This is a genomic window from Streptomyces sp. NPDC033216, assembly GCF_055577115.1.
Genome location: NZ_JBVIQK010000036.1, coordinates 24,627 through 44,717 on the forward strand (window position 1 = coordinate 24,627; position 20,091 = coordinate 44,717).

At 69.3% G+C, this 20,091-nt stretch carries 19 protein-coding genes and 4 pseudogenes; 8 read left to right on the plus strand and 15 right to left on the minus strand.

Features of this window, described 5'->3' with window-relative positions; all coding sequences use genetic code 11:
• Position 1 precedes the first annotated feature (1 nt).
• The 3 genes from ACZ5Y0_RS34390 to ACZ5Y0_RS34400 all read left to right on the plus strand — a co-directional run bounded on the left by ACZ5Y0_RS34390 (position 2) and on the right by ACZ5Y0_RS34400 (position 3,076).
• Positions 2 to 790 (plus strand): hypothetical protein, encoded by a 789-nt coding sequence (locus ACZ5Y0_RS34390; protein ID WP_469132588.1) that lies wholly within the window; start codon positions 2 to 4, stop codon positions 788 to 790.
• 61 nt (positions 791 to 851) lie between these two features.
• On the plus strand, positions 852 to 2,834 hold the full coding sequence (locus tag ACZ5Y0_RS34395) for a hypothetical protein (RefSeq protein ID WP_469132589.1): 1,983 nt from the start codon (positions 852 to 854) through the stop codon (positions 2,832 to 2,834).
• On the plus strand, positions 2,816 to 3,076 hold the full coding sequence (locus tag ACZ5Y0_RS34400) for a hypothetical protein (RefSeq protein ID WP_469132590.1): 261 nt from the start codon (positions 2,816 to 2,818) through the stop codon (positions 3,074 to 3,076). Before ACZ5Y0_RS34395 ends, ACZ5Y0_RS34400 begins: the two co-directional genes overlap by 19 nt.
• Before the next feature lie 106 nt (positions 3,077 to 3,182).
• On the opposite strand, the gene ACZ5Y0_RS34405 is transcribed toward ACZ5Y0_RS34400, so the two are convergent.
• From ACZ5Y0_RS34405 to ACZ5Y0_RS34415, 3 genes are all read right to left on the minus strand, one after another.
• The gene (locus tag ACZ5Y0_RS34405) at positions 3,183 to 3,866 is read right to left on the minus strand and encodes a YdcF family protein (RefSeq protein ID WP_469132591.1); all 684 of its coding nucleotides are present in this window, start codon (positions 3,864 to 3,866) and stop codon (positions 3,183 to 3,185) included.
• Between the two features lie 354 nt (positions 3,867 to 4,220).
• Positions 4,221 to 4,955 carry a D-Ala-D-Ala carboxypeptidase family metallohydrolase gene (locus tag ACZ5Y0_RS34410; protein ID WP_469132592.1) on the minus strand — a complete coding sequence of 245 codons (735 nt, stop codon included), beginning with the start codon at positions 4,953 to 4,955 and terminating at the stop codon, positions 4,221 to 4,223.
• Between the two features lie 109 nt (positions 4,956 to 5,064).
• Positions 5,065 to 5,220, minus strand: coding sequence for a hypothetical protein (locus ACZ5Y0_RS34415; RefSeq protein WP_469132593.1), 156 nt, complete (start codon positions 5,218 to 5,220; stop codon positions 5,065 to 5,067).
• A 224-nt stretch (positions 5,221 to 5,444) separates the two neighbouring features.
• Here ACZ5Y0_RS34415 and ACZ5Y0_RS34420 point away from each other — a divergent pair, with 224 nt between their 5' ends.
• Entirely contained in the window at positions 5,445 to 9,263 is a 3,819-nt protein-coding gene (locus ACZ5Y0_RS34420) for a S8 family serine peptidase (protein ID WP_469132594.1), read from the plus strand.
• A gap of 296 nt (positions 9,264 to 9,559) precedes the next feature.
• Here the strand turns inward: ACZ5Y0_RS34420 and ACZ5Y0_RS34425 are convergent.
• A pseudogene (locus ACZ5Y0_RS34425) lies at positions 9,560 to 9,823 on the minus strand (isochorismatase family protein); the annotation flags it as partial.
• Between the two features lie 16 nt (positions 9,824 to 9,839).
• On the opposite strand from ACZ5Y0_RS34425, the pseudogene ACZ5Y0_RS34430 reads away from it, so the two are divergent.
• Both ACZ5Y0_RS34430 and ACZ5Y0_RS34435 read left to right on the plus strand, forming a co-directional pair.
• Positions 9,840 to 10,038 (plus strand): annotated as a pseudogene (locus tag ACZ5Y0_RS34430) (ABC transporter permease); the annotation flags it as partial.
• A gap of 364 nt (positions 10,039 to 10,402) precedes the next feature.
• A complete protein-coding gene (locus ACZ5Y0_RS34435) occupies positions 10,403 to 11,260 on the plus strand; it encodes a hypothetical protein (RefSeq protein WP_469132595.1) in 858 nt (285 codons plus the stop codon).
• A 252-nt stretch (positions 11,261 to 11,512) separates the two neighbouring features.
• Here ACZ5Y0_RS34435 and ACZ5Y0_RS34440 read toward each other — a convergent pair whose 3' ends face one another.
• The gene (locus tag ACZ5Y0_RS34440; RefSeq protein ID WP_469132596.1) at positions 11,513 to 11,638 is read right to left on the minus strand and encodes a hypothetical protein; all 126 of its coding nucleotides are present in this window, start codon (positions 11,636 to 11,638) and stop codon (positions 11,513 to 11,515) included.
• 556 nt (positions 11,639 to 12,194) lie between these two features.
• A pseudogene (locus ACZ5Y0_RS34445) lies at positions 12,195 to 12,593 on the minus strand (ATP-binding cassette domain-containing protein); the annotation flags it as partial.
• Positions 12,594 to 13,130: 537 nt separating this feature from the next.
• On the opposite strand from ACZ5Y0_RS34445, the gene ACZ5Y0_RS34450 reads away from it, so the two are divergent.
• On the plus strand, positions 13,131 to 14,417 hold the full coding sequence (locus ACZ5Y0_RS34450; protein ID WP_469132597.1) for a cytochrome P450: 1,287 nt from the start codon (positions 13,131 to 13,133) through the stop codon (positions 14,415 to 14,417).
• 414 nt (positions 14,418 to 14,831) lie between these two features.
• On the opposite strand, the gene ACZ5Y0_RS34455 is transcribed toward ACZ5Y0_RS34450, so the two are convergent.
• The 9 genes from ACZ5Y0_RS34455 to ACZ5Y0_RS34495 form a co-directional block, all read right to left on the minus strand.
• Positions 14,832 to 15,266 (minus strand): nitroreductase/quinone reductase family protein, encoded by a 435-nt coding sequence (locus ACZ5Y0_RS34455; RefSeq protein WP_469132605.1) that lies wholly within the window; start codon positions 15,264 to 15,266, stop codon positions 14,832 to 14,834.
• Positions 15,155 to 15,556 carry a GMC oxidoreductase gene (locus tag ACZ5Y0_RS34460; RefSeq protein WP_469132606.1) on the minus strand — a complete coding sequence of 134 codons (402 nt, stop codon included), beginning with the start codon at positions 15,554 to 15,556 and terminating at the stop codon, positions 15,155 to 15,157. Before ACZ5Y0_RS34460 ends, ACZ5Y0_RS34455 begins: the two co-directional genes overlap by 112 nt.
• A gap of 498 nt (positions 15,557 to 16,054) precedes the next feature.
• The gene (locus tag ACZ5Y0_RS34465) at positions 16,055 to 16,309 is read right to left on the minus strand and encodes a hypothetical protein (RefSeq protein ID WP_469132598.1); all 255 of its coding nucleotides are present in this window, start codon (positions 16,307 to 16,309) and stop codon (positions 16,055 to 16,057) included.
• 127 nt (positions 16,310 to 16,436) lie between these two features.
• Complete coding sequence (locus ACZ5Y0_RS34470; protein ID WP_469132599.1) at positions 16,437 to 17,069, minus strand: GFA family protein; 633 nt, start codon at positions 17,067 to 17,069, stop codon at positions 16,437 to 16,439.
• Between the two features lie 253 nt (positions 17,070 to 17,322).
• On the minus strand, positions 17,323 to 17,889 hold the full coding sequence (locus ACZ5Y0_RS34475) for a hypothetical protein (protein ID WP_469132600.1): 567 nt from the start codon (positions 17,887 to 17,889) through the stop codon (positions 17,323 to 17,325).
• A gap of 168 nt (positions 17,890 to 18,057) precedes the next feature.
• Entirely contained in the window at positions 18,058 to 18,216 is a 159-nt protein-coding gene (locus tag ACZ5Y0_RS34480) for a hypothetical protein (protein WP_469132601.1), read from the minus strand.
• A gap of 95 nt (positions 18,217 to 18,311) precedes the next feature.
• Complete coding sequence (locus tag ACZ5Y0_RS34485) at positions 18,312 to 18,695, minus strand: hypothetical protein (protein WP_469132602.1); 384 nt, start codon at positions 18,693 to 18,695, stop codon at positions 18,312 to 18,314.
• A 271-nt stretch (positions 18,696 to 18,966) separates the two neighbouring features.
• A complete protein-coding gene (locus tag ACZ5Y0_RS34490) occupies positions 18,967 to 19,140 on the minus strand; it encodes a hypothetical protein (protein WP_469132603.1) in 174 nt (57 codons plus the stop codon).
• Between the two features lie 518 nt (positions 19,141 to 19,658).
• A complete protein-coding gene (locus ACZ5Y0_RS34495; protein WP_469132604.1) occupies positions 19,659 to 19,934 on the minus strand; it encodes a hypothetical protein in 276 nt (91 codons plus the stop codon).
• 64 nt (positions 19,935 to 19,998) lie between these two features.
• On the opposite strand from ACZ5Y0_RS34495, the pseudogene ACZ5Y0_RS34500 reads away from it, so the two are divergent.
• A pseudogene (locus ACZ5Y0_RS34500) lies at positions 19,999 to 20,091 on the plus strand (WapI family immunity protein); the annotation flags it as partial.

Sequence of the window (20,091 nt, forward strand, 5' to 3'; positions counted from 1 at the left end):
GGTGACGGTCGAGGGCTACGTGTACCGGGTGCGGCGCTGTGGCTGGTCGGGTAGCGATGACCTGTGGGAGGCCGGGCACGGGGAGGACACCTACTGGTGGAACGGTGACCTTGAGGACCGCGCGCTTTCCGCCCTGCTCCGCCGTATCCGGTGCGACGCACAGACCCGGGCGCGGTTCGCCGACGTGTGGGCCCGGTACGGCGACCGTACGGGCGAGGTCGACTGGTCGGCCGACGAGAAGCGCACCGAGGTGGAGGCGGGCGTCATGCTCGTCTCACGGTTCGGGGTGGCCGGTCTGCTGGTCGAAGCGCGGTGGGGTTGGGACCACGCGCGCGGCGGCGACATGGACGGTTCGACGCCGGAGACATGGCAGCGGCGGCAGGTGGACCACGCGCTCTACACGCGGTCGTGGTGTGCGTGGTCGTCCGGTCTCACGTCGCTCTCGAAGCGGCCGTTCGAGGTGCTCGCGGTCGTCACCGAGGCCGAGGACGAGAAGCCCACCTGTGCGACGTCCGCGCCGTTCGTCGGCAAGTGCAGCCGCAAGCGGTCCGGAGAGTTCTTCCGGGTGGCCGTGTCGGGCCCGACGGGGAGCGCGGCGAGATCGTCACGTGCGGCCGATGCCTGGCCGGTTGGATGCTCGACGGCGAGCGTCGCCACGGGCGCACCGCGCTGGACGTCGTGGGCCGGCTGGCCGGGGGTGACCCGTCGCCGAAGCTGTGCAAGCTCAACTGGCAGCAGTGGTGCGACCGCGCATCAGAGCTTGCCGGGCAGATGCTCGCGGACGCTCTGAGCGCCGGGCAGGTGGCGCCGTGGCCGTCCGCAGACATGGTGGAGCAGCTGCTCGCCGAAGCGTGCGAGAGGGCGACGAGCGGGCCAAGCGTGCCGCCCGCGCGACAGTGCGCGAAAAGCAGCCCAGGGCAGGCAAGAAGGTCCAGGACGCGGCGGCGGCCGCCGCAGTCGAGGAGCGCGCCGACCGTGCCGCGCTGGTCGCCGGGGCGTTCGCCCTGGACGCTGCGAGCTACGCCGAGATATGCGCGCACACCGACGCTAAGACGGCCGTAGAGGCGGCCCAGGCTGGGGAGTGGAGCAAGGCCGAGGAGGCGGCCGGGCAGGCGTCCGAGCACGCCGTAGACGCCCTGGACGCGGCCGAGGCCGCCGAGCACGCGGGCGTGTTCGTGGCCGAGGTCCGCGAGCGCGCTGACAAGGCGAACGAGCACGCGCGGGCCGCGTGTGAGGCGATCGTGACCGCGCGGGAGGCCGCCGACGCCGGGCCCGTCACTACCCTCCAGGTCCCGGCCGGCCCGGGGGCGGCGGATAGCGACGAGGCAGAGGCTGCGCCCAAGTACCCGCGCACGGTGGACGGTTGGGAGGTCCGCGCCGGGGGCTACGACGTGAACGAGCAGCCGCAGGAGTACGGCGGGAAGCTGCGCCCGGAAGTCGTGCCGGGGGCGTGGGTGATTCAGGACTTCCACGAGCAGCAGACCGCGCACCGTGTCGTCGACCTGTTCAAGAACGGGAATTGGATGGTGCGCGCCGGCGCCCACGAGGGCACCGAGCGTGAGTCGTGGCTGTGCGAGTCCATCGACCGCGTGAAGGTGGTCACGGATGCCGAGCTGGCCGACGCCAAGCGCTCCGCGTTCCGGCTGCAGTGGGGCCAGTGGCGGGGGCGCACGTACAAGGGGATCGCGACGCAGCACCGCGGCAAGTACGCGGCGTGCTGCATGTGCGAGGACTGCATGGGTCTGGAGATCTACCGGGGCGGCCGCCGTATCGGCTGGTGCACGACGCTGGACGCGGCGCTTGCGCTGTGGGTGTGGCACATCACGGGCGAAGAGGGCCCGGCGCCGGAAGCCGACGCGCCGCGCCCGGAGTTCATCCCGGGCAGCGTGGTCCCGCTTGACCGTGTGCCGGTCGCGTCGTGGGAGGGTCTGCAGGCGGCCGCCCAGGCCAGCGACGAAACGCCGATTGCGGCGAACACCGTTGCGACGGGCGTGCTCGAGTGGGGCGGCAAGTGCGACCTGTGCGGCAAGCGGTACGGATTCCTGATCACGGGTGAGCACGACGGGACGCCCTGGCAGGCTGACCGGTGGTGCCTCGGCCGTTACACCGACGCTCACGACGTGGCCCGCCGGCTGACCGGCGGCGAGCAGGACGCCGAAATTCTCGCCCTCGCCGTGGGCGGGTACAGCGGGATCTCGGACGCAATGGACACGGCCACCGAGGTACGGCGCGCTCAGGCCGCTCACGAGCGGGCGCAGCGCCTGTCTTACTGCGCATGGTGGTGCGCGGCCGTGCCGGAGGTCGAGGAGGGCCCGGAAGGCGCGGAGTGCGATGAGTCGACGTACCAGCACGGGGAGGCCGACGGGTACGCAATCGACGTCACCACGGCGTACGGGTACCGGTACCGCGTCGACCGCGACGGGCGCCGGAAGTCGCCGTTCGTGGTCCATGTGCTCAACGACCGCGAGCCGGGCGCGAAGGTGGGCGCGACCGCTCACGCTCGCGCGGCATGGGCCCTGATCCGCACGCACGCCGAGGCCGAGCTACTCGCCGAGTTCCCCGCCGCCGCTGCCGCCGAAGTCAAGGACCAGGGCGACGAGCAGCCCGCCGAGGAGGAGCTGCCGCAGTGCGGCAGCGGGCCCGCCCGCCTGCGGGCCGAGCGCACCGCCCAGCCGGAACCGGGCCGCATGGCCGTGCTGCTGCAGGAGCACCACGGGGCCGACTGGCGGCCGCTGTGCACTGGGCACGCCGGAACCGAGGGGCAGGCGGGCGAGGCAGACGAGGCGGCCGCCGTGGTGCGTCCCCATAGCTGCCCATGCAGAAATCGCTGGTAGTGGTTGGTGACGAGACGGCGCAGGTCCGACTCGGCCGGTCCATCGCCCGTAAGTTCGAGAGTGACTCGATGTGGCTCACCGGTCATGCGCAACGGCCTGGCCAGAGCATCGAACCCGCAGGCGTACTCGTCGGGCATCTCCCACCACCCTTCGGCCGAGGCGTGATCCTGCAGGACGTACATGTGGTGATCGTCATCGAAGAGGATCACGCGCCGGTCGGCATAGTCACGCGTGGAGTATGACTCAACCGTCGCGCAGGAGTGCGCGGACGCGGAGTGCCCGCCGACCGGATCGCGCGGGAGGACCGCTCCGTCAACACCGGCCAGAACCTCCGCTTCAGCGCGGCCCTCATGGACGGCACCACTCCCGGCCGTAGTCGGCCATCGCGTCCGCCTCGGAGCGGGTCTCGTCGTCGCCTTGGCCGCCCGAGACGACGAACACGACACGAGGCGTGTCCGGTGCCCGGGCGGCGTCGATCGCGAGGGCGTGCTCCAGCCTGCGGGTCAGCAGCGGGCCGGGCCGGTCGCCGTCGAGGCCGGCGCCCAGGACGACGACGTGGGTGGTTCCCGGCAGGGGGGTGCTGCGGCCCCGGAGGAAGACGTAGCCGGCGAAAACGAGGAAGAGCAGAGTGAGGTATCCCGCGGCCGCGTTGACCGCGATCACGAAGGCACCGAACGCCTCGCCGCCGACCGCGTGGAAGGCCGCGTCGAGGCCGAGCACCGCCAGCACCGCGCAGCCGGCGCCTCCCGTTGCCAGCAGGGCTGCCTGCGGTCCGTAGCGCCGGACGAGGAGGACGCCGTCGGCGAGTAGCAGCAGGCCCAGCGCGAGCGCCGGGAGCAGGGCGGCGACGGCGAGGACGGTGGCGATGGCCGGGTGGGCTGCCGTACTGCGACCGGCCACGCCGAGTCCGGCAGAGGTCGCCGCCAGGCTGAACAGGACGGCGGTGGAGAACCGGTGCGGTGCCGGCAGAGCGTTGAGGACGCCACCCGCGGCGAACGCGACCGCGGCGAGGTATTCGGGGTACTCCGGCATGTGCCGCACCGCTCCGCTCTCCCGCCCGCCGGGCCGCGCTGCCCGTACCCGCCCGTTCTCGCGCCGCCCCGCGGCTTTTCCGGATCCGTGCACTATGGGGATCCGCTCAGGGACGGCTGCCGGCCATCCTCCCAGACCCGCTGTGGTGCGCCGAAGCCGGGCGGGTGGTGGTGCCTTCGACGGCTGGCATGCGTGCCGGTGGTGGTGCTGCCCGGCCGGACGTGGACAGCGCGGTGTGGGAGCGCCGGTGATCAGCAGGGCGCCGCGGGCGGTTGTGCGGCCGGCGGCGGCGGACGGTTGTCCCGAGAAGCCTCGTTCACGGGCACTGACGTCCGCCGGCACCGACGACGCGGCTCAGATGCCGCAGGTAGGGGCGGACCAGTACGGGGAAGGGTCGAGTGCGACATGGGTGTGGTCGTTGTGATCGGGGTAGCCCGGACCGAGGATCTCCGAGAAGCCGTGCGTGCGGGCCTGCTGGGCGAGGCGGCAGAGGGTGGGCGCGCCGGTCAGATCGGCGGCGTCGCCGTACAGGTGGCGGCTGGTGGAGGAGCCACCGACGGCGCTGTTGCAGGCGTGGGAGCGGAAGCCGCTGGAGACGGTGAGCGGGACGTCCCCGAGCGTGTGACGCATCGCCTCCAGTTTCCACATGGTCTTCAGCGCGTTCGCCTTGGCGGTGCCCGCTGGGACGGCACCGCCCGACCAGTCGGAGTTGCAGCGGTTGAGTTCGGCGTAGGAGAAGTGGATCGGCGTGCAGTCCGCGTCCTGCAGCGCGTAGAGCTTGCTGAAGGTCGCCGGCCCCGCGACCCCGTCGGCGGCGAGGCCGTACGCGGACTGGAACGTGCGCACGGCGGCGGCCGTGCGGGCGCCGTACTGGCCGTCGTAGGAGAGGCGCTCCCCGGACGTGACCCAGCCCGCGACCCGGATCTGCAACTGGGTGACGTCGCTTCCGGAGGTGCCCTGGGAAAGGGGGCGGCTCCAGGTGTAGCACTCGTCGGCGTGTGCGGTGCCCGCGGTGGCGCCCACACCCACCACCAATCCTGACGCGAACATGACAATCACAGTGCAGAGGCGTGCGAACCGTCTGAACATCCAGACCTCCGGGTCGTCGGTGCGTCCACCGCTCACGCGCGGCCGTCGACCCAGCCTGAGCCCAAGTACTACGCGCGTCAACGGTGCGGCTTCCGTCAGGCGTCGCGCTTCACAGCGGGTTCGTACGGGGGTGGCTCGTCGGGTAGCCGCGTGAGGGGCGTTTCATCACGTCCCCGCAGCTGTCGTATCCCGTCTTCCCCAAGTCCTCGACGACGGAGGGCAGTTCACGGCCGCTCCCCTCGACTGCCACCCCCTTGCGGAACATGTCCACCTGGCCGGGGTCCGGGTACCACCAGGCCCCTGGAATGAGTCGGTTCGCCCTGGAGCTGCCACAACACGTCCATGGCCCGCTCAGGACAGGAACCCGTTTGACCCGTAAAGCAGTTCGCTTGCCATGTCAAGTACTTACATTGTGCCGCCGGAGATGATCGGATTCGGTCAATCTACTGTTCTGGAGGCACGGTGCAGTCCGCAACCCGAAGACCGGCAATGGCAGTTGCCGCTGCGCTTGTCGCCGCGCTGGTCACCCCGGTGGCCGCTCACGCGGGTCCTGCCGCCGGTGCGGCGGCTGCTTCTGGCAGCGACGGCAGCGACGGCAGCGATCGGCGAGAGCCCATCGCGGTGACGCTGATCACCGGTGACAAGGTGACATTCACTCAGGACGGCCCTCAGGCGGCTCCGTTGGTGAATGTGGAACGCGCGCCGGGAGCGCGGGGGTCGGTGCGGGTGGTCACCGAGGGCAAAGACACCTATGTCTATCCCGACGAGGCCATGGCCTACGTCGCGGCAGGACGGCTCGACAAGCAGCTGTTCAACATCACCCAGTTGGTGTCCCACCGCTATGACGACGCACACGCGAGTCGCCTCCCCCTGCTCGTCATCCGCTCCCAGCACGCCGCTCCCCCAGGTCACGGTGCTTCCCAAGGTTCCTCCCGCTCATCCCTCGGCACTGCGCTGCCGGGAACGAAGCAGGTGCTGAGCCTTCCGTCCGTCCGCGGAGCAGCTGTTCGGACCCAGCGGTCGAAGGCCGCCGCCTTCTGGTCCACTCTGACCGGCGGGCAGCCGGGTTCCCGGGCCGGCGCGGGGACCACCACGGACGCCGAGGGCGTCCCGTCCTTCGCAGCCGGTATCGACGAGGTGTGGCTCGACGTGAGAGCGACGGCAACCCTGGCCGACACCACGGCGCAAGTCGGCGCCCCTCGGGCCTGGGCGGCGGGGGCTACAGGCGCAGGTGTACGGGTCGCGGTGCTGGACTCCGGGGCGGACCTCACGCACCCGGACCTCGCCCCGCGCATCGTGGCCTCGCGCAGTTTCGTCGCGGACGAAGACGTCATCGACCGCAACGGCCACGGCACGCACACCGCGTCCACCGTCGGTGGGACCGGCGCAGCCTCCCACGGGAGGGAACGGGGCGTTGCTCCGGATGCGGACCTGGTCGTGGCCAAGGTCCTCGGTGACAACGGATCAGGTGCGATATCGGGGATCATCGCCGGAATGGAGTGGGCGGCGCGGACCGAGCACGCCAAGGTGATCAACATGAGTCTGGGTGTACCCGCCTGGCACACCCAGGATGATCCGCTCAGCGAGGCCCTCAACCGGCTCAGTGCCGAGACGGGTGCGCTCTTCGTCGTCGCCGCCGGAAACTCCGGGAGCAGCCCGCACAGTGTGAGCGCGCCGGGCACCGCGGACGCCGCGCTGACCGTGGGTGCCGTCGACTCCTCCGACCGGCTCGCACCGTTCTCCAGCGTCGGGCCGCGCTTCATGGACGAAGGCCTCAAGCCCGATCTGACCGCTCCCGGTGTGGACGTACTCGCCGCGCGCTCCCAGCACATGAACGGGGGCGGGGAAGGCTATTACCGTTCGGACAGCGGCACCTCCATGGCCGCTCCCCATGTCGCCGGGGCGGCGGCTGTGCTGGTCCAGCAGCACCCGGGGTGGACCGGACGCCAGGTCAAGGACGCGCTGATGAGCACCAGTGCGCCAACCCCCGCGTACACCCCTTACGAGGCCGGCAGCGGTCGCCTCGACATCGGCTCCGCGTCTCTCGGGGGCCAGGTGATCGCGAGCGGATCGGTGGACGCGGGGCTGGTGCGCTACGCGCCCGGCGGGCAACGGCAGCCGGTCAAGCGGAAGATCTCCTACACCAACACGACGGACCGTCCTGTCACCTTGCGGCTGTCGGTCGACCGTGGTGCCTCGCCCGCGGGGGTCTTCACGCCGGCGGCCGACAGCGTCACCGTACCGGCACGGGGAGTCTCGACGGTCGGCCTCGTGGCCAGACCGGAAGGGCTCGCCCCGGGCCAGTACGCCGCCCAGGTCACCGCCCGTTCCGCCTTCGGGGCCGTGCACACGGTCGCGGGGCTCTCCGTGGAGTCCGAGAGGCACAACCTGACGATCCACGTGAAGGACCGGGCCGGAAGGCCCGTCGACGGCGAGGTCGAGATCACCGGCAGCGACGGACAGACCACCGTCATGTGGGTCAGGAACGGGACGCTGACCAGCCGTTGGGCTCCCGGCTCCTACACCGTGGTCTCGGTCCTCGACGTGGAAGGACGCCGCGGTCCGCACTCTCTCGGATACGCGGTGCTGACCGCTCCCGAAGTCGACCTCACGACCGACCGTGTGGTGGAACTGGACGCGTCGCGCGCCCGCCGGGTCAAGGTGGACACCCCTGAGCCCGCGGCCGTCACCGCCAGCAGGCTCGACCTCTACCGCTCCTTCACCTCCAGTGAGCCCACTCCCGACGATGAGCGGGCGCTGCACCAGATCCTCATGCCGTCCGACCAGTACGACAGCCTGTGGGCGCTGCCGACGAAGAGCAGGGTGAAGAAGGGCAGCTTCGTCTTCACCACCCGCATTCGTGCCAAGCAGACCCCGCTGAAGATCACCTACGGCGGACACCATCTCGACGACACGCTGCTGGTGCAGCCCGGATCGGCGCCGTTCCGTGACGGAACCACGCATGTCGACGCCGTGTTCGCCGGCTTTGGCGAAGAGGCCGCGTACGCCGGCCTGGCCGCCCGCGGCAGGGCCGTGGTCGTCCGCGGCAGCGCAACCGTGACACCGAGGGAGCAGGCAGCCGCGGCACGCGGCGCCGGGGCGGCGATGCTCCTGGTGGTCAACGACGGCGTCGGGCGCAAGAGCGCCTGGTACGGCGAGCCGGACGGCACAACAGCCGGCTCCCTTCCGGTCGCCTCGCTCACGATGGACGAGGGCGAGGACCTCATCAAGAGGATCACGACCGCGGCGAAGAGCCGGACAAAGCTGGCGGTCGAAGCCCATCCCACCCCGCGCTACCTGTACGACCTGGCCGACTATCACCGGGGAGGTGTGCCCGAGGACCCCTCCGCGGCCACGGATCCCGGCAGCCTCGCCCGTATCGAGAACGACTTCGCCCCGCCCGCCGGTATGCAGATCAGGGAGAGCAGGGAAGACAGCCCGTCGTATGAGCACTGGCCTGCCGCCTACCCTTACGCCGGCTATGGGATGACGCGCGTGCCTCCGTTCCCGAAGGAGCCGGTCGCGCCGGGGCACCGTACCGACTGGGTGTCTGCCGGGAACGGCGTCAAATGGCAGCAGTACGCGTCCGTCGACGGCTGGTCCACGTTCACCGACGTGGTCGGCTATCAGCCCCGCAGTGTGCACAACGAGCGCTGGTTCGGGCCCGTCATCAGGCCGCGCATGGTCAGCTTCGAGGTCCCGCACCGGGTCGGCAACGGTATGGGCGGGATGATCGCGGGCTTCGGAGACGGGGGATCCGCCCACAGCGGCGACAGCTTCCTGATGTCGCGCAGCTTCTCGCTCCATCAGGGAGACAGGCTCCTGGCACAGAGCGGGCCACGGCCCGAGTTTGGAGTGGGTGACCTGGAACCGCAGAACCTTCCCTACCGGCTTGTTGTCGACACGGCGGGCAACAGCGACTCGCTCCGCTATTCCACCACCACCCACACGGAGTGGCGCTTCATCTCCGGCGCCGCGGAGAACAAGCCCGTCCCGCTGGTGCAACTCGACTACGCAGCCGACCTGGACCCGGCAGGACGCGCCCGACGCACATCACCCTTCTCCGTCACCCCGACCGTGCTCGGCGGCGGCTCCCCCCGGGACGCGGTCTCCTCGCTCGAGCTGGAGGTGTCCTACGACGACGGGGCGACCTGGCGGCATCAGGCCCTGCGGGAGAAGAACGGGACCTGGCACACGTCACTGAAGGCGGCCCCGCGCACCGGGTACGTCTCCATCCGGGTGGTGGCCGAGCAGCACAACGGCGGCGGCATCACCCAGACCATCACTCGGGCCTTCGGACTCAGGTGACCGAGGTGAGCGGCCGGTGTCACGCTCAGATGGCACCGGCCGCTCACATCGACGCGGGCGGCCACCAGGCCGGGCCGTCGGGCGTGTTGCGTGGCCGGCCCGGACCGGTCGTGGGGATGCGGAGGCTTCTCCAGGACCGGGCGAAGGGGACGGATGACTGATGGGCCCGGGTCAGTGGTGCGGCCGCCGGCGGTGGCGCGCGTATCGCAGCTCGCCAGACGGGCTCCCGCGCCCCCTTCAGGCAATCCTGGGAGCCCGTTGGTTTCATACCCCGTTGGGGGCGCGGCTTCCGGCTGCTACTGCGGGACCGGTGCCTGGCCGGAGACGGCCACGCCTGCCCGGCGGAAGTCCTCCAGAGTCGACGCTGTGGTGTCCGGGGCGACGCCGACCGAGTAGTCCAGGAGCACGCGGGCACGGAATCCGGCCTTGACGGCGTCCAGGGCGGTCGCGCGCACGCAGTGGTCGGTGGCGATGCCCACCACGTCGACTTCTTCCACCTTCCGTGAGCGCAGCCAGTCCGCCAGAGGGGTGCCGTGTTCGTCGGCGCCCTCGAAGGCCGCTCTTGGAGGCGCTGTGCGGCTCCAGGCCACAAGGGAGCTCCTGGCACCCCATGGCAATGAGCTCACCACCGTCAGCGGTGCGCTGAACGCCGGTCACTTTGATCACCGGATCCCTGATGTTCGCCGCGACGTTCAACGGCAGCCAATTCGACCGGCGCCTTGTGATGGCGGGCTATCCCCGACCTCATCTGATCGCGGCGAAGTTGGCCGGCCTCGGTGCGCGCAGCGACGGGCCGGGCGTGACTGACCACGGCTAGAGCCGCACGGCGCTCCGGGCCGCCGACACCCGCCGGGGACTCCCAACACCCCACATCGGAAGAGCGCGTGCGATGACCACGACGACGGAGCGGTACCGGTTCGGACAGGCCGGCGAGGACGGGCGCACGCCTGTCTATGTTGACGGCAGCGACACCCCGTCGGGGGTCATCGCTCGCGACGGGCGCGGGAAGCGACGGTGGACGGTCCGCGCGATCCTGGGCGCCACCGGGCACGGCGGCGGGACATACCGCGTGAAGCGTCGAGTACCCCCTCACGATAGCCGCGGAGGCCGACCCCTTCGTGCTCCCCAACGGAAGGCCGGTGGCAGAGCAGCCTCTTGCCAGCGCACCCGACGCCACGGTGCGCATGGCCTCGCTGCGTGGCGTGGACGCGGCCCACCTGGTCCTCGCCGGCGTCGACCTGTCGGGCTGCCTGTTCACCGGGACCGTGCACCTGGACCAGCTGCGGCTGGAGGGCACCTGCTCCTTCGACAAGGTCCCGCTCAACACGATGCGCCGGCACCCCGTACGGTTCACCCAGCGCCGCACTCTCGCCGAAGAACACCACTGGCGCGCGAGCCGGCCGACAGCAGTCCGGGGCTGGAACGTGGCGGTGTTCGACGCCCGACGCGTCGGACCGGCGCAGCTGGCGCCGGTGTACCGGGCGCTGCGCAAGGCGTTCGAGGATAGCAAGGACGAGCCGGGGGCGGCGGATTTCTACTACGGCGAGATGGAGATGCGCCGCCACGACCGCACCGGCACCTCCCCCGCCGAACGCGGACTGCTGCACGGCTACTGGATGCTGTCCGGCTACGGCCTGCGCGCCTCCCGGGCCCTGGGCTGGCTCGCTGCCGCCATGCTCATCACCATCATGCTGCTGATGGGCTTCGGGCTCCCGAAGGACTCCCCGAAGCAGGAGGCGACCGGCACTGTGCCGTCCGGCGGCGGCAGGGTCACATTCGAGATCGACAAGGCTGATCCCCAAAACCCCACAGGGAAAAGGTTCACCGGCGAGCGCTTCGAGAAGGCCCTGAACGTCACTCTCAACTCGGTGGTGTTCCGCTCCTCCGGCCAGGACCTGACCACCGCCGGCACCTACATCGAGATGGCGTCCCGCGTGACCGAGCCAGCCCTGTTGGGCCTGGCGGTCCTGGCCGTCCGCAACCGCGTCAAACGCTGACCCCAGCGCTTCCACGGCAGGGCTCGGCAGAATCGGGCAGCCAAATCGGACACTGAAGCAACCAGTGCGCCCGGCGCGTCATGAACCGCCGCGCGGAAGATTTCAGCGCTCAGGTCACAGCCTCGCCCACTGGAATCTTGCATGCGGTCCGACAGCGAGGCGCTTATCTCTGCGTGCCGCATAGACGGTCAAGTGATGTTCGCGATCGCGCCGGAGGGGATGGTCATCCGCCGGCGCCGGCTCCCTGCGGCGCTACTTGCCGAGCGGGTCGAGGGGCAGCGTGACGGCCATCCATGGCACGGCGGCATCGCGGAAGCTGTGCCCTACGGGATTCAGGCCGGTCGACTCGGCGAGGCTGAAGATCGTCACCATGATCATTTCTGATCCGTCGGCGACAGATGCGAGGTGCGTCCCGCAGCTTATCTCGGCATGATGAGGTGTCTCAGAGATCGCGAACTTATGCGGTCTCTCTACGTGTCTCACCGGAAGTCAGGAGAGCGGCTTGTCCCACGCCGTGGAGGAAGCAGTCGCCGAGGCGGTGGTTGACAGGCATCGCACCGTTGTGGGTCTGGCAGCCGTGGACCGCGCCGACGCAGCCGGGGTTCTGCACCGGGCCGGTGTGGAGGAGGGGCAGCGATTCATCCTCGGGCCGGACGGCTCCTACGACTTGGATCTGAATCGGATGATCCGAGACCTGCCGAGTTGGGGTGTGCGTTCGGCCAACGGTTAACAGGCGTACTGCTCGGATCTGACGCTCGTCTGCCGATTCCTCCACGAAGGCAGGGGCAGCAAGACGATCTGGGAGATGACCGGAGCGGACCTGCGTGCTCTCAAGCAAGCCCGACTCTTCGCGGCGGACCCCGACGAACGGATCGAGGTCGTCACCTGGAACCGGATGCTGGCCTCGCTCGACAAGTGGATGGCGTAGTCCCTGGTGCATGAGCGCCAGCGTCACGTTCAGCTTCTGCCGCGTGCCGCCGCTGAGCACCCCGGCCCGCTCATCGGCGTACCCGGTGTAGCCCAGCACCTCCATGATCTCCTCTGCGTACCGCACATCGGCCAGGCGGTACGCCGTCTGGAAGAACGTCAGGTGCTGCCGGACGGTCAGCGCGTCATTGAGGACCACGTGCTGCGGGCAGTACCCGAACCGGTCGCCGTGACGGACGGAGCCGCGCGTGGGCCGCAGCTCACCAGTAAGGATCTTCAGCAGCGTGGACTTGCCGGCGCCGTTCTCTCCGACGATCCCGCACAGTGTCCCGGCCTGCAGCCGCAGATCAACGCCTTGCAAGACCACGCGCCGCCGGTAGGCATGGTGCACATCCTTGACTGCCACGCCCGTCTTCCCCCCGTACACCTGAACCGACCGCGACCGAATGGCCTAACGATCACGAGGCGGAATGGGCACGGCATCTCACCCCACCGGGTCCGGCCTTTCTGACCTGCAACCACAACGCGTTCACCGTGCTGTGCACGCCGGACCGCGAGCGGGTGCTGGCGGCGGCCGCCAGCACCTCGGAACGCTCCCGCTGCAATCCAGCCCGCCTCGCCGCCATCCAAATGCGTGCTTCGAAAGCCTGAGCTGCCGCCTTGGGGCACCCGCTGAAGAATCGTCTTCGGGCCGCGCGGCGGCAGCGAACGTTCTTCCCAACCGACCCTCTTCGGCCACGCCCTTGGCAGCGGAGGGCCGTGTCGATCTCACCCCCGACGTCGTTATGGAATCGGACAGGGCCGGTTCCGGCATGCGGAGAGGACGGACTTGGAGCCGAGGATGTGCACCACGCCTGCGCTCGGCGTGCAGTCCTGCAGCCTGTCCCGCCACTGACGCGTTGCTGCTCAGCGGCCTTACCGTTCATGCCTGCGAGGAGCCGACTTGTCCCAATTGCTGATCCAGCCGCTGCCGTCTCCTTCCGCATTTCCGGCTGCCCTTGGGCACTTGCTTGTCGGGCCGCGGTACATGGAGCGCCGTTTCGCCCGGCATGGGGAGGTCGTCCCTGATTGGGCTCCGGGCCCGGGCCGCATCGTGTGGCTGCGCGATCCGCAGCACATGGCACACGTCCTTCGCAGCCCAGGGGTTGAGACGAGTGCGATGGGGCGATGCATCGGACGTGCCGTCGGTGCGTCGACGCTGTTGCTGCAGCTCAATGGAGAGCAGCATCGTGCTGTGCGTCGCGTGTTCGCGGCCAGCGTGCGTGGCCAGGCCCTTGGCCGCTGCCGGAACAGCATCGCGGTAGCGGCCCGGGAGATGGCGGCTTCCTGCCCCGACGGTGTGCCGTTTCCTCTCCTGCCTTTGCTGGACAGGGCTGTCTTGCAAGCCAACATTGCCTCGTGCGTGAGCATTGACGATCCTGGTGAACTGCGTGTGTGGAGCGACGCTGTCCAGCGCGTGCGGAGGAAAGCGGCCAACCCGTTGGCTGCGTCTCATGCCGTGGGCTTTCCCCTTCCCTATCCGCCGGCGCGCTGGGCACGTCAGAAACTGAGCGGGCTCATCAGGGGGGAGATCGCCCGTCGGCATCGCGCGGGTGTACCGGGCGACGACACGCTGGGGCAGATGCTGGCGTCGAAGGAAGGGATCATGACGCAGGACGTGGTGATCGACCAGGTCACCCTGTACCTGATTGGTGGTCAGTCCGCGAGCCTCGCCGCAGCCTGGGCCGTGGAACGTGCGCTCCGGCACCCGGACGCATGGGCCAAAGTTTCCGCGGAGGGGGCCTCCCAGGACGGAAACCCGACGCCCTACACGGACGCCGTCATCAACGAGGCTCTGCGGCTGCGTCCGCCGATCCCCACGACCCCCTTCTATCTTCACCAGCCCTGTGATGTCGGAGGCTACCGGGTACCGGCCGGCACGTGGGTCGTGCTGAGCATCTGGGGTCTGCACCACCGCCCCGATCTCCACTCTGATCCCGAGACCTTCCGCCCCGAACGGTTCTTGGAGGACCCTCCGGCCCGCGGCACCTGGCTGCCCTTCGGGACCGGGCCGCACGGTTGCGTCGCCACCCAACTTGCTCTCGTCCAGGCCCGGGAGCTCATGCACACCCTTGCTCGCCGGGGCAGCCTCGAGCCGGCCTCACGCCGAGACGAGGAGGTCAAGCACCGATCGGGCTCGGAGATCTACCCAGGCCAAGGCTGCCGCGTCATCCTCCACACGCGACCCTGAGCGGTCTGTCATGCGTACCGCGACGCCGGGGCTCTCCCTGGTCCTCAAGGCGGATGTGAGCTGAGAACATGACGGCCTGATAGTCCAGGACGCAGGGTTCGGGACACCGCCTTTCACCCGCGTCCTGGTGCAGGCGCCGCGCGCCAGTCACGGGCTGGCATGCAAGCGTGGCGCAGCCGTGGAGGGGGCGTAGTCGGGGTGCTCTTGGCGCAGGATGGTTACGTCGGCCGTCGCTGGTTTCGACGGCCACCCGATCTGTAGCGGTGCCTCACCACGGAGCTCATCGCCGCCGTTGTTGGGCACCGACCAACCGCGCTCCGCACCGCGGGCGGGGTCGAAGACGCTCATGCTGCGGCCTTGGACGAAGGTGGTGGCCCCGGGGAGCCTGCCGTCGGCCTGCGGTGCCGTTGGCGGTCATGGGTGGGGGGCGAGGTGGAAGACGCGGATATCGCGGTGGGGGCGGGCTCGTGCTGCGTAAGTGTCGTAGATCGGCACCGTGGTGAGGATGCGGTTCCGGAGGAGCGTTTTGTCTTCCTCGGTGAGCTGTCGTGCGGTGACGGTGATGGTGCGGTTCTGGTGGGTGAGACGGGCGGTGGGGGTGTGGAGGAGGTTGGTGCTCCAGGCGGGGTGGTGGGGTTGGCCGAAGTTGCTGGCGACGACGAGCCAGCTGCCGTCCCTACCGTGGTGGGCGCACAGGGGGGTGGCGCGCTGTTGGCCGGTTCGGTGTCCGGTGGTGATCAGGATGACGGTGTCGATGAGCAGGCTGCTGGGGAGCAGCCGTCCGCCGGTGAGTCGGTGTACGGCGAGGTCGTATGCGGGGAGCAGGCGGGGGGCGAGGGCGGTGAACAGGCGGGTGCGGCCAATGCGGAAGATGAGTGGGTGCGGCATGCGGACGCTTTCATGAGGTGCAGCGGGCGGTAGGGCTCGTCCTGGTGGGGACGTGGATCGGGGGCGCCGGTGGGGGGCCAGGCGGCGAGGGCCCGTTCTGCCATGGCGGTGATCGTCAGCGAGGGGTTGAGGCCGAGGTTGCCCGGAATGAGGGAGGCGTCGGTGATGTGGAGGGTGGGGTAGCCGTGTACGCGGTGGTAGGGATCGGCGACATGCCGGTCGGGGGCGGTGCCGGTGGGGCAGTCGCCCATCAGGTGCGCGGTGATCGGAACCTTGAACAGGGTGGAACAGCGCACGGGACTCCTCGATCTTCCTGCCTGTGGCAGGTCAGCACGACAACATCACCCAAGGACACAGTCCTGCCACCAGTGCCGACTACACCCGAGAAGTAAACGACGCAGCAACGCGCCGGTTGCGCCAGCCGAGGTGCCCACAGTCAACGCCCCACACCCGTATGGGGAGTTTCGTCCGTGTCTCCACCGATCTGTATTCGTTAGGCGATCCGGGCCGCCCCGCGCCCGAAAATCATCTCGCCTTCATCCGAAGAGCACCTGCGGTGGCATCTCGTCTCACCCTCAAGCGCACCGCTCTCGCTACAGCGGTGGCCCTCCGCCGCCATCCTGGCCGCTTCGTCGTCCCAGGCCCAGACCTCGCCGTCCCAGACGCCCGTGACAGTATCCCAGCAGGCCGGAGCCCTGCAGATGCTGACCGCGGCCTCCCGGGCGCAGGCCGCGCCGCTGCCCCCCGGCCTACTCGGGAGCCATCTTCAAGACCGGGGACAGGGTGTGCCGCAGCAGACCGCGCCGAACTTCGAGCGTTCCCCGGGAGAGATCCAGGCCCGTGGTGTGCAGGGTCCGGATCTCCTTGCCGGGCAGCGCGTGAACGGCGGCGAGGACCACCACCAGGCGGCCGAGCGGTGTCGCCGCCTGGTCGAGCAGTCCCATCAGCAGGTCGGAGGGGATCGACTTCGGGATGCCCTTGAGGTGGCGGGCGGTCGCGGTCAACGGCGGCTCGCCCGCCGGTGCGCTCCGCAGTCGGGCCAGCACCGGGGCCCAGCCCCGCCGGATGGTGAACAGCGGCTCCTGCTTGGGGCGCGTGTGCAGGGCAGGCCGCCGCTCGTCGAGACTGTGATCATCCAGTCACGTTGGCGCCGAGCCGACCAGGCCCGCGCGCAACGCTGCCACTACGCCACCCGCGACAAGCGAGATCGCGAACCACGGCTGTAGTACCAGGTGGGTGACTGCCTCTGTCGTGTGTTCGAGTCCTGCGACTTGCTAATAGCCCCCGCCCCTGGCGCAGAGCTTCGAGGGGCTTGGCCCGTGTATTTGTGATCTTCCCGTACACGATGCCGGTCACGTGCACGGCTTGAGACACGAGACACATGGACACACATTCTGCTTGCATAACGCAGCGCGGGCAGAAGCCGCGGCGCAGGGTTGGCCAGGTCGCGAACCAGGTCGGCTCGCCGGCGGGGCCCGTCCAGGTCAGGTCCTCGACGCGGAATCCGACCCACGCCACCGCTGGCGAGCCGGAGATACGCGTGCAGTGCTGGCAGGAACACAGGTGGGGGTCGTGCGGGGCGCCGGCCACCTCGTAAGCGATGTCGCCGCACTGGCAACGGCCCGTCCGTCGTTCAGACGTGGTGGTCGGCCTCATCATTCGAACATCTCCCTCGGTGTAGCACGGACGTTGGGGCGTCAGTGTGCTACGGGACGGGAGGATAGGGCTGGCGTTCGGGAACCATGGCCCCGCAAGCGGGAGCATGTTCACTCCTCGCGGTGAACGGTACGGCGCTGTGACGACCTCTGGCGAAACACCGGCGCCCGTCCCAGGGTGCTCTGGGACGGGCGTCCGCCTGATTCACCTCCGGCCGAGGGGAAGGTGTACCCCGGTGGTTCGCGGAGGACGGTAGGTTGCGCTGACCCCGGCCCGGGCAGCCAGGCCAGTCACTCCGAGCGCCGAATGCCTGCTTCCGGCCCCCTCTCCACCGCAGGTTGAAGCGCGCTCGAGCTGGTACTCAGAACCGGTCCGCGATGTTCTTGTCCTTGAGGATCTTGTTGGCGGTTGGCACCCACCAGAAAACGCGGCCGATCTCATCTGTCCCGTCCGAGGCTGTGAAGTGACCCCTGTGGAGAGCCATTTCGATCGACGAGTTCTTGACGCCCAGCTTCGCGGCCAGGTGGTTGGTGTAAACCCGGCGCCGGCCCGAAGCAGGGTCGATCGTCGGGGCGACCGGTAGCCAGCGGCCGCGGCCCTTGCTCGCGATCTCCTCGACGATGTGACCGGTGTGGTCGAGGTAGCCCAGGGCTTTGCCTAGAGCCAGAACGACCTTCACCGGGAAACGCGGCGTTGAGGTCACCAGGATGTCGTTGCCTAGGTCGATCCCCAGCGCTTCGGCAACCACGTGCAGAGCTGGCTCGTTGGCCGGCGCCTTGCCCTCCATAGCCTTCTGCGCCGGCGGCTTGTGCCACTTTTGCGCGGCTGTGCGCGACTTCAGCCCTAGCGCTCGACTGATCTCGCTCAGGCTCAGCGGTTCTGTCCGCTTGGTCAGGTCGATAACGTCTACGTCGTCCGTGCTACTCATCTCTAACAATCCTGTCTCTTATAGCTTGCGTCGGGTCGACGATACGACAGACTGTGGGTGCTTCGTTCCCGGCGGGGCCGAGGCCGACTCGGTCTGGTGGCCGGCTGGGGCCCCGGCTGAACGCTTCCGCCGGCAGGGCGGGGACCGGCCTGGCCGAGCGCTGGTCCGCTACGGCCGGCGCCTGGCCCCGGCAGCGTGCCACCGGACGCGGTCGACCTCGCGCAGCGCCGCGAGCACTCGCCCAGCGGTAAGCGGCAGGTGCTGGTCGGTGTACTCGAAGGCCCAGGCCTTGTGGGCGTAGCAGGTGGTCCGCTCGTCGGCGGGCATTCCCGCCCCCCCCCCAGTGCATCCTCGCGTGCGATCGTCCGCACCAGGCTGTTCGTCATGACGGTCCCGCCTCCTTCACGTTCGTAGTTCGGTGCTCAGGAGCCGAAGGTGAGGTCTTCGCAGCGGCAGCCGGCGATTCCGCAGGGGAGTCGGCCGCCGACGACCCGGCGGGCGTGGACGGGGCCGAGGTGACCGCACGTACAGCGGGCATTTGGAGCGACGCCGGTTTTCATGCGGCGCGTCTCGACCTCCGCCAGAGCCTGGTTGCGCTCGAACTCCTTGCGCGCTTCGCTCAGGCCGAGCTCGATGGCGGTGCCGTCGAGGGAACCGTCGAGATCCGTGAGGTCGATGGCCGCCAGGGCGTCGGCGAGGTCCGGGGTCTGGGTGGCGTACGTCGCCAGGGTCTCCCAGGCACGGGTCTGAGTGAGGGCCTGGTCGGCGGCCCGGGTGTACTCGCTGATTTTGATCTCGGTGCTCATCGATACGGCTCTCCAAAGGCGAGGAGCGGCGGCCGTCGTGAAGGTCCTCCGCGAACCCTAGCAGAATGTGACTCTTAAGACTCTATGGGTGACGCGACGTGAGCGCAAGCCTTAAGAGTCGTTCGGGTACGAGTTGGGCGCCCGGGCCCGGGGCTGGGAATGCCGCCGGGCGGCTGCTGCTGAGTCCGCGGGCAGCGTGTCTACGGCCTCATCGCAGCGGCGCCGAGGGACATCACGCCGAGGGGAGGTGTCTCTGGGCCTTGGCGGAAAGCTACTGGTCGGACTCATGGGCCCGGGGGTGGCGTTGGCGCCAAGGTTGTGCGCGGACTTGTACCCGCGGCCACACCTCGGGCTTCCGCACCTCGATCACCGCCTCGTCGCGTTCCAGCACCCGACGGGCCGGCACCGGGCAACCCCAGCCATGCCGCCGCAGCAGCCGCCACACACTTGGACGGCGTAGCCGACGTGGAACAGCCGGCCAATCAGCAACTCCACGCGCTTCCCCGCTTCAGCTCCCCCTCCAGCCGCTGCCACTGGGCGGGTGACAAACCATCGACCCTGCCGACCCCAACGCCGCGCCGGAGTTCCTCGTCGCTGCATGCTGTGCCGTCATCGGCGACGAGGGCCGGGACAGGGAAGCGGTCGAGGATTTGCCAGTAGCGTGCGATGTAGGCGTCTTCTATGGTCTTGACGCGGGCTTTGGCGGCGCCGGCTGAGCTGGTGATCAGTGCGATGAGGTCAACGACTCCAGTGCCGAAGGCGACCCAGAATTCCGTGTAAACGTTGTGGTGTCCTCAGGTGGTAGGGGAGCGGCAGTGCCGCCCGAAGGAGCAGCGCCGGGCGAGTGTCGGCGCTGTCATAGTCGAGCGGTCCAGATTGTGAGGCCCCCCGGATGAACCCACGGGGGAGCCGTCGTTTCACCTTCGTTCGCAAGGGGCTGTCAGCGCCCCATGTCAGGCCCTGTCACCAGGGTGGGCACGGCGCGCCACTCGCCTTCCTCGGGTCCACGAACTCCTCCCGGAACACGTCCAGGGAAGCCCTGAGCAGAGGAATGTCGATCTCCGGGCGGACGTAGCTCAGTCTGGCCGAGTTGTCGTCCATGCGGAACTCCAGCAGGAGGTCTCCCCGCTTCCCGTCAATCATCTCGACGACTTCCATCGACTCGTAGTCGTTGTAATCACTCAGGATCACCAGAGCCATGAACTCACGCCCTTGGACGGAGAACGATCTCATAGCCATCCCTCGAACTGGACTTGCCCGCCGCGCATGCTCCATCGGGCACCACGTTGTGTCACATCATCCTCCTGAGGGAAGCTGGTCCTTCGCCGATCCGTGTCTGCTCACCGATGAGGCCCGCCAGGTGTCCGCGTGGCTGCGCGCTGTGGCCGCAGGGACG

Excerpts from the sequence above, each read along its gene's own strand:
- ACZ5Y0_RS34400 (WP_469132590.1), top strand. The coding sequence starts at position 2,816 with ATGCAGAAATCGCTGGTAGTGGTTGGTGACGAGACGGCGCAGGTCCGA.
- ACZ5Y0_RS34405 (WP_469132591.1), bottom strand. The coding sequence starts at position 3,866 with ATGCCGGAGTACCCCGAATACCTCGCCGCGGTCGCGTTCGCCGCGGGT.
- ACZ5Y0_RS34410 (WP_469132592.1), bottom strand. The coding sequence starts at position 4,955 with ATGTTCAGACGGTTCGCACGCCTCTGCACTGTGATTGTCATGTTCGCG.
- ACZ5Y0_RS34415 (WP_469132593.1), bottom strand. The coding sequence starts at position 5,220 with ATGTTCCGCAAGGGGGTGGCAGTCGAGGGGAGCGGCCGTGAACTGCCC.
- ACZ5Y0_RS34420 (WP_469132594.1), top strand. The coding sequence starts at position 5,445 with ATGGCAGTTGCCGCTGCGCTTGTCGCCGCGCTGGTCACCCCGGTGGCC.
- ACZ5Y0_RS34440 (WP_469132596.1), bottom strand. The coding sequence starts at position 11,638 with ATGATCATGGTGACGATCTTCAGCCTCGCCGAGTCGACCGGCCTGAAT.
- ACZ5Y0_RS34460 (WP_469132606.1), bottom strand. The coding sequence starts at position 15,556 with ATGGGCGACTGCCCCACCGGCACCGCCCCCGACCGGCATGTCGCCGAT.
- ACZ5Y0_RS34470 (WP_469132599.1), bottom strand. The coding sequence starts at position 17,069 with ATGCTCCCGCTTGCGGGGCCATGGTTCCCGAACGCCAGCCCTATCCTC.
- ACZ5Y0_RS34475 (WP_469132600.1), bottom strand. The coding sequence starts at position 17,889 with ATGAGTAGCACGGACGACGTAGACGTTATCGACCTGACCAAGCGGACA.
- ACZ5Y0_RS34480 (WP_469132601.1), bottom strand. The coding sequence starts at position 18,216 with ATGCCCGCCGACGAGCGGACCACCTGCTACGCCCACAAGGCCTGGGCC.
- ACZ5Y0_RS34485 (WP_469132602.1), bottom strand. The coding sequence starts at position 18,695 with ATGAGCACCGAGATCAAAATCAGCGAGTACACCCGGGCCGCCGACCAG.
- ACZ5Y0_RS34495 (WP_469132604.1), bottom strand. The coding sequence starts at position 19,934 with ATGGCTATGAGATCGTTCTCCGTCCAAGGGCGTGAGTTCATGGCTCTG.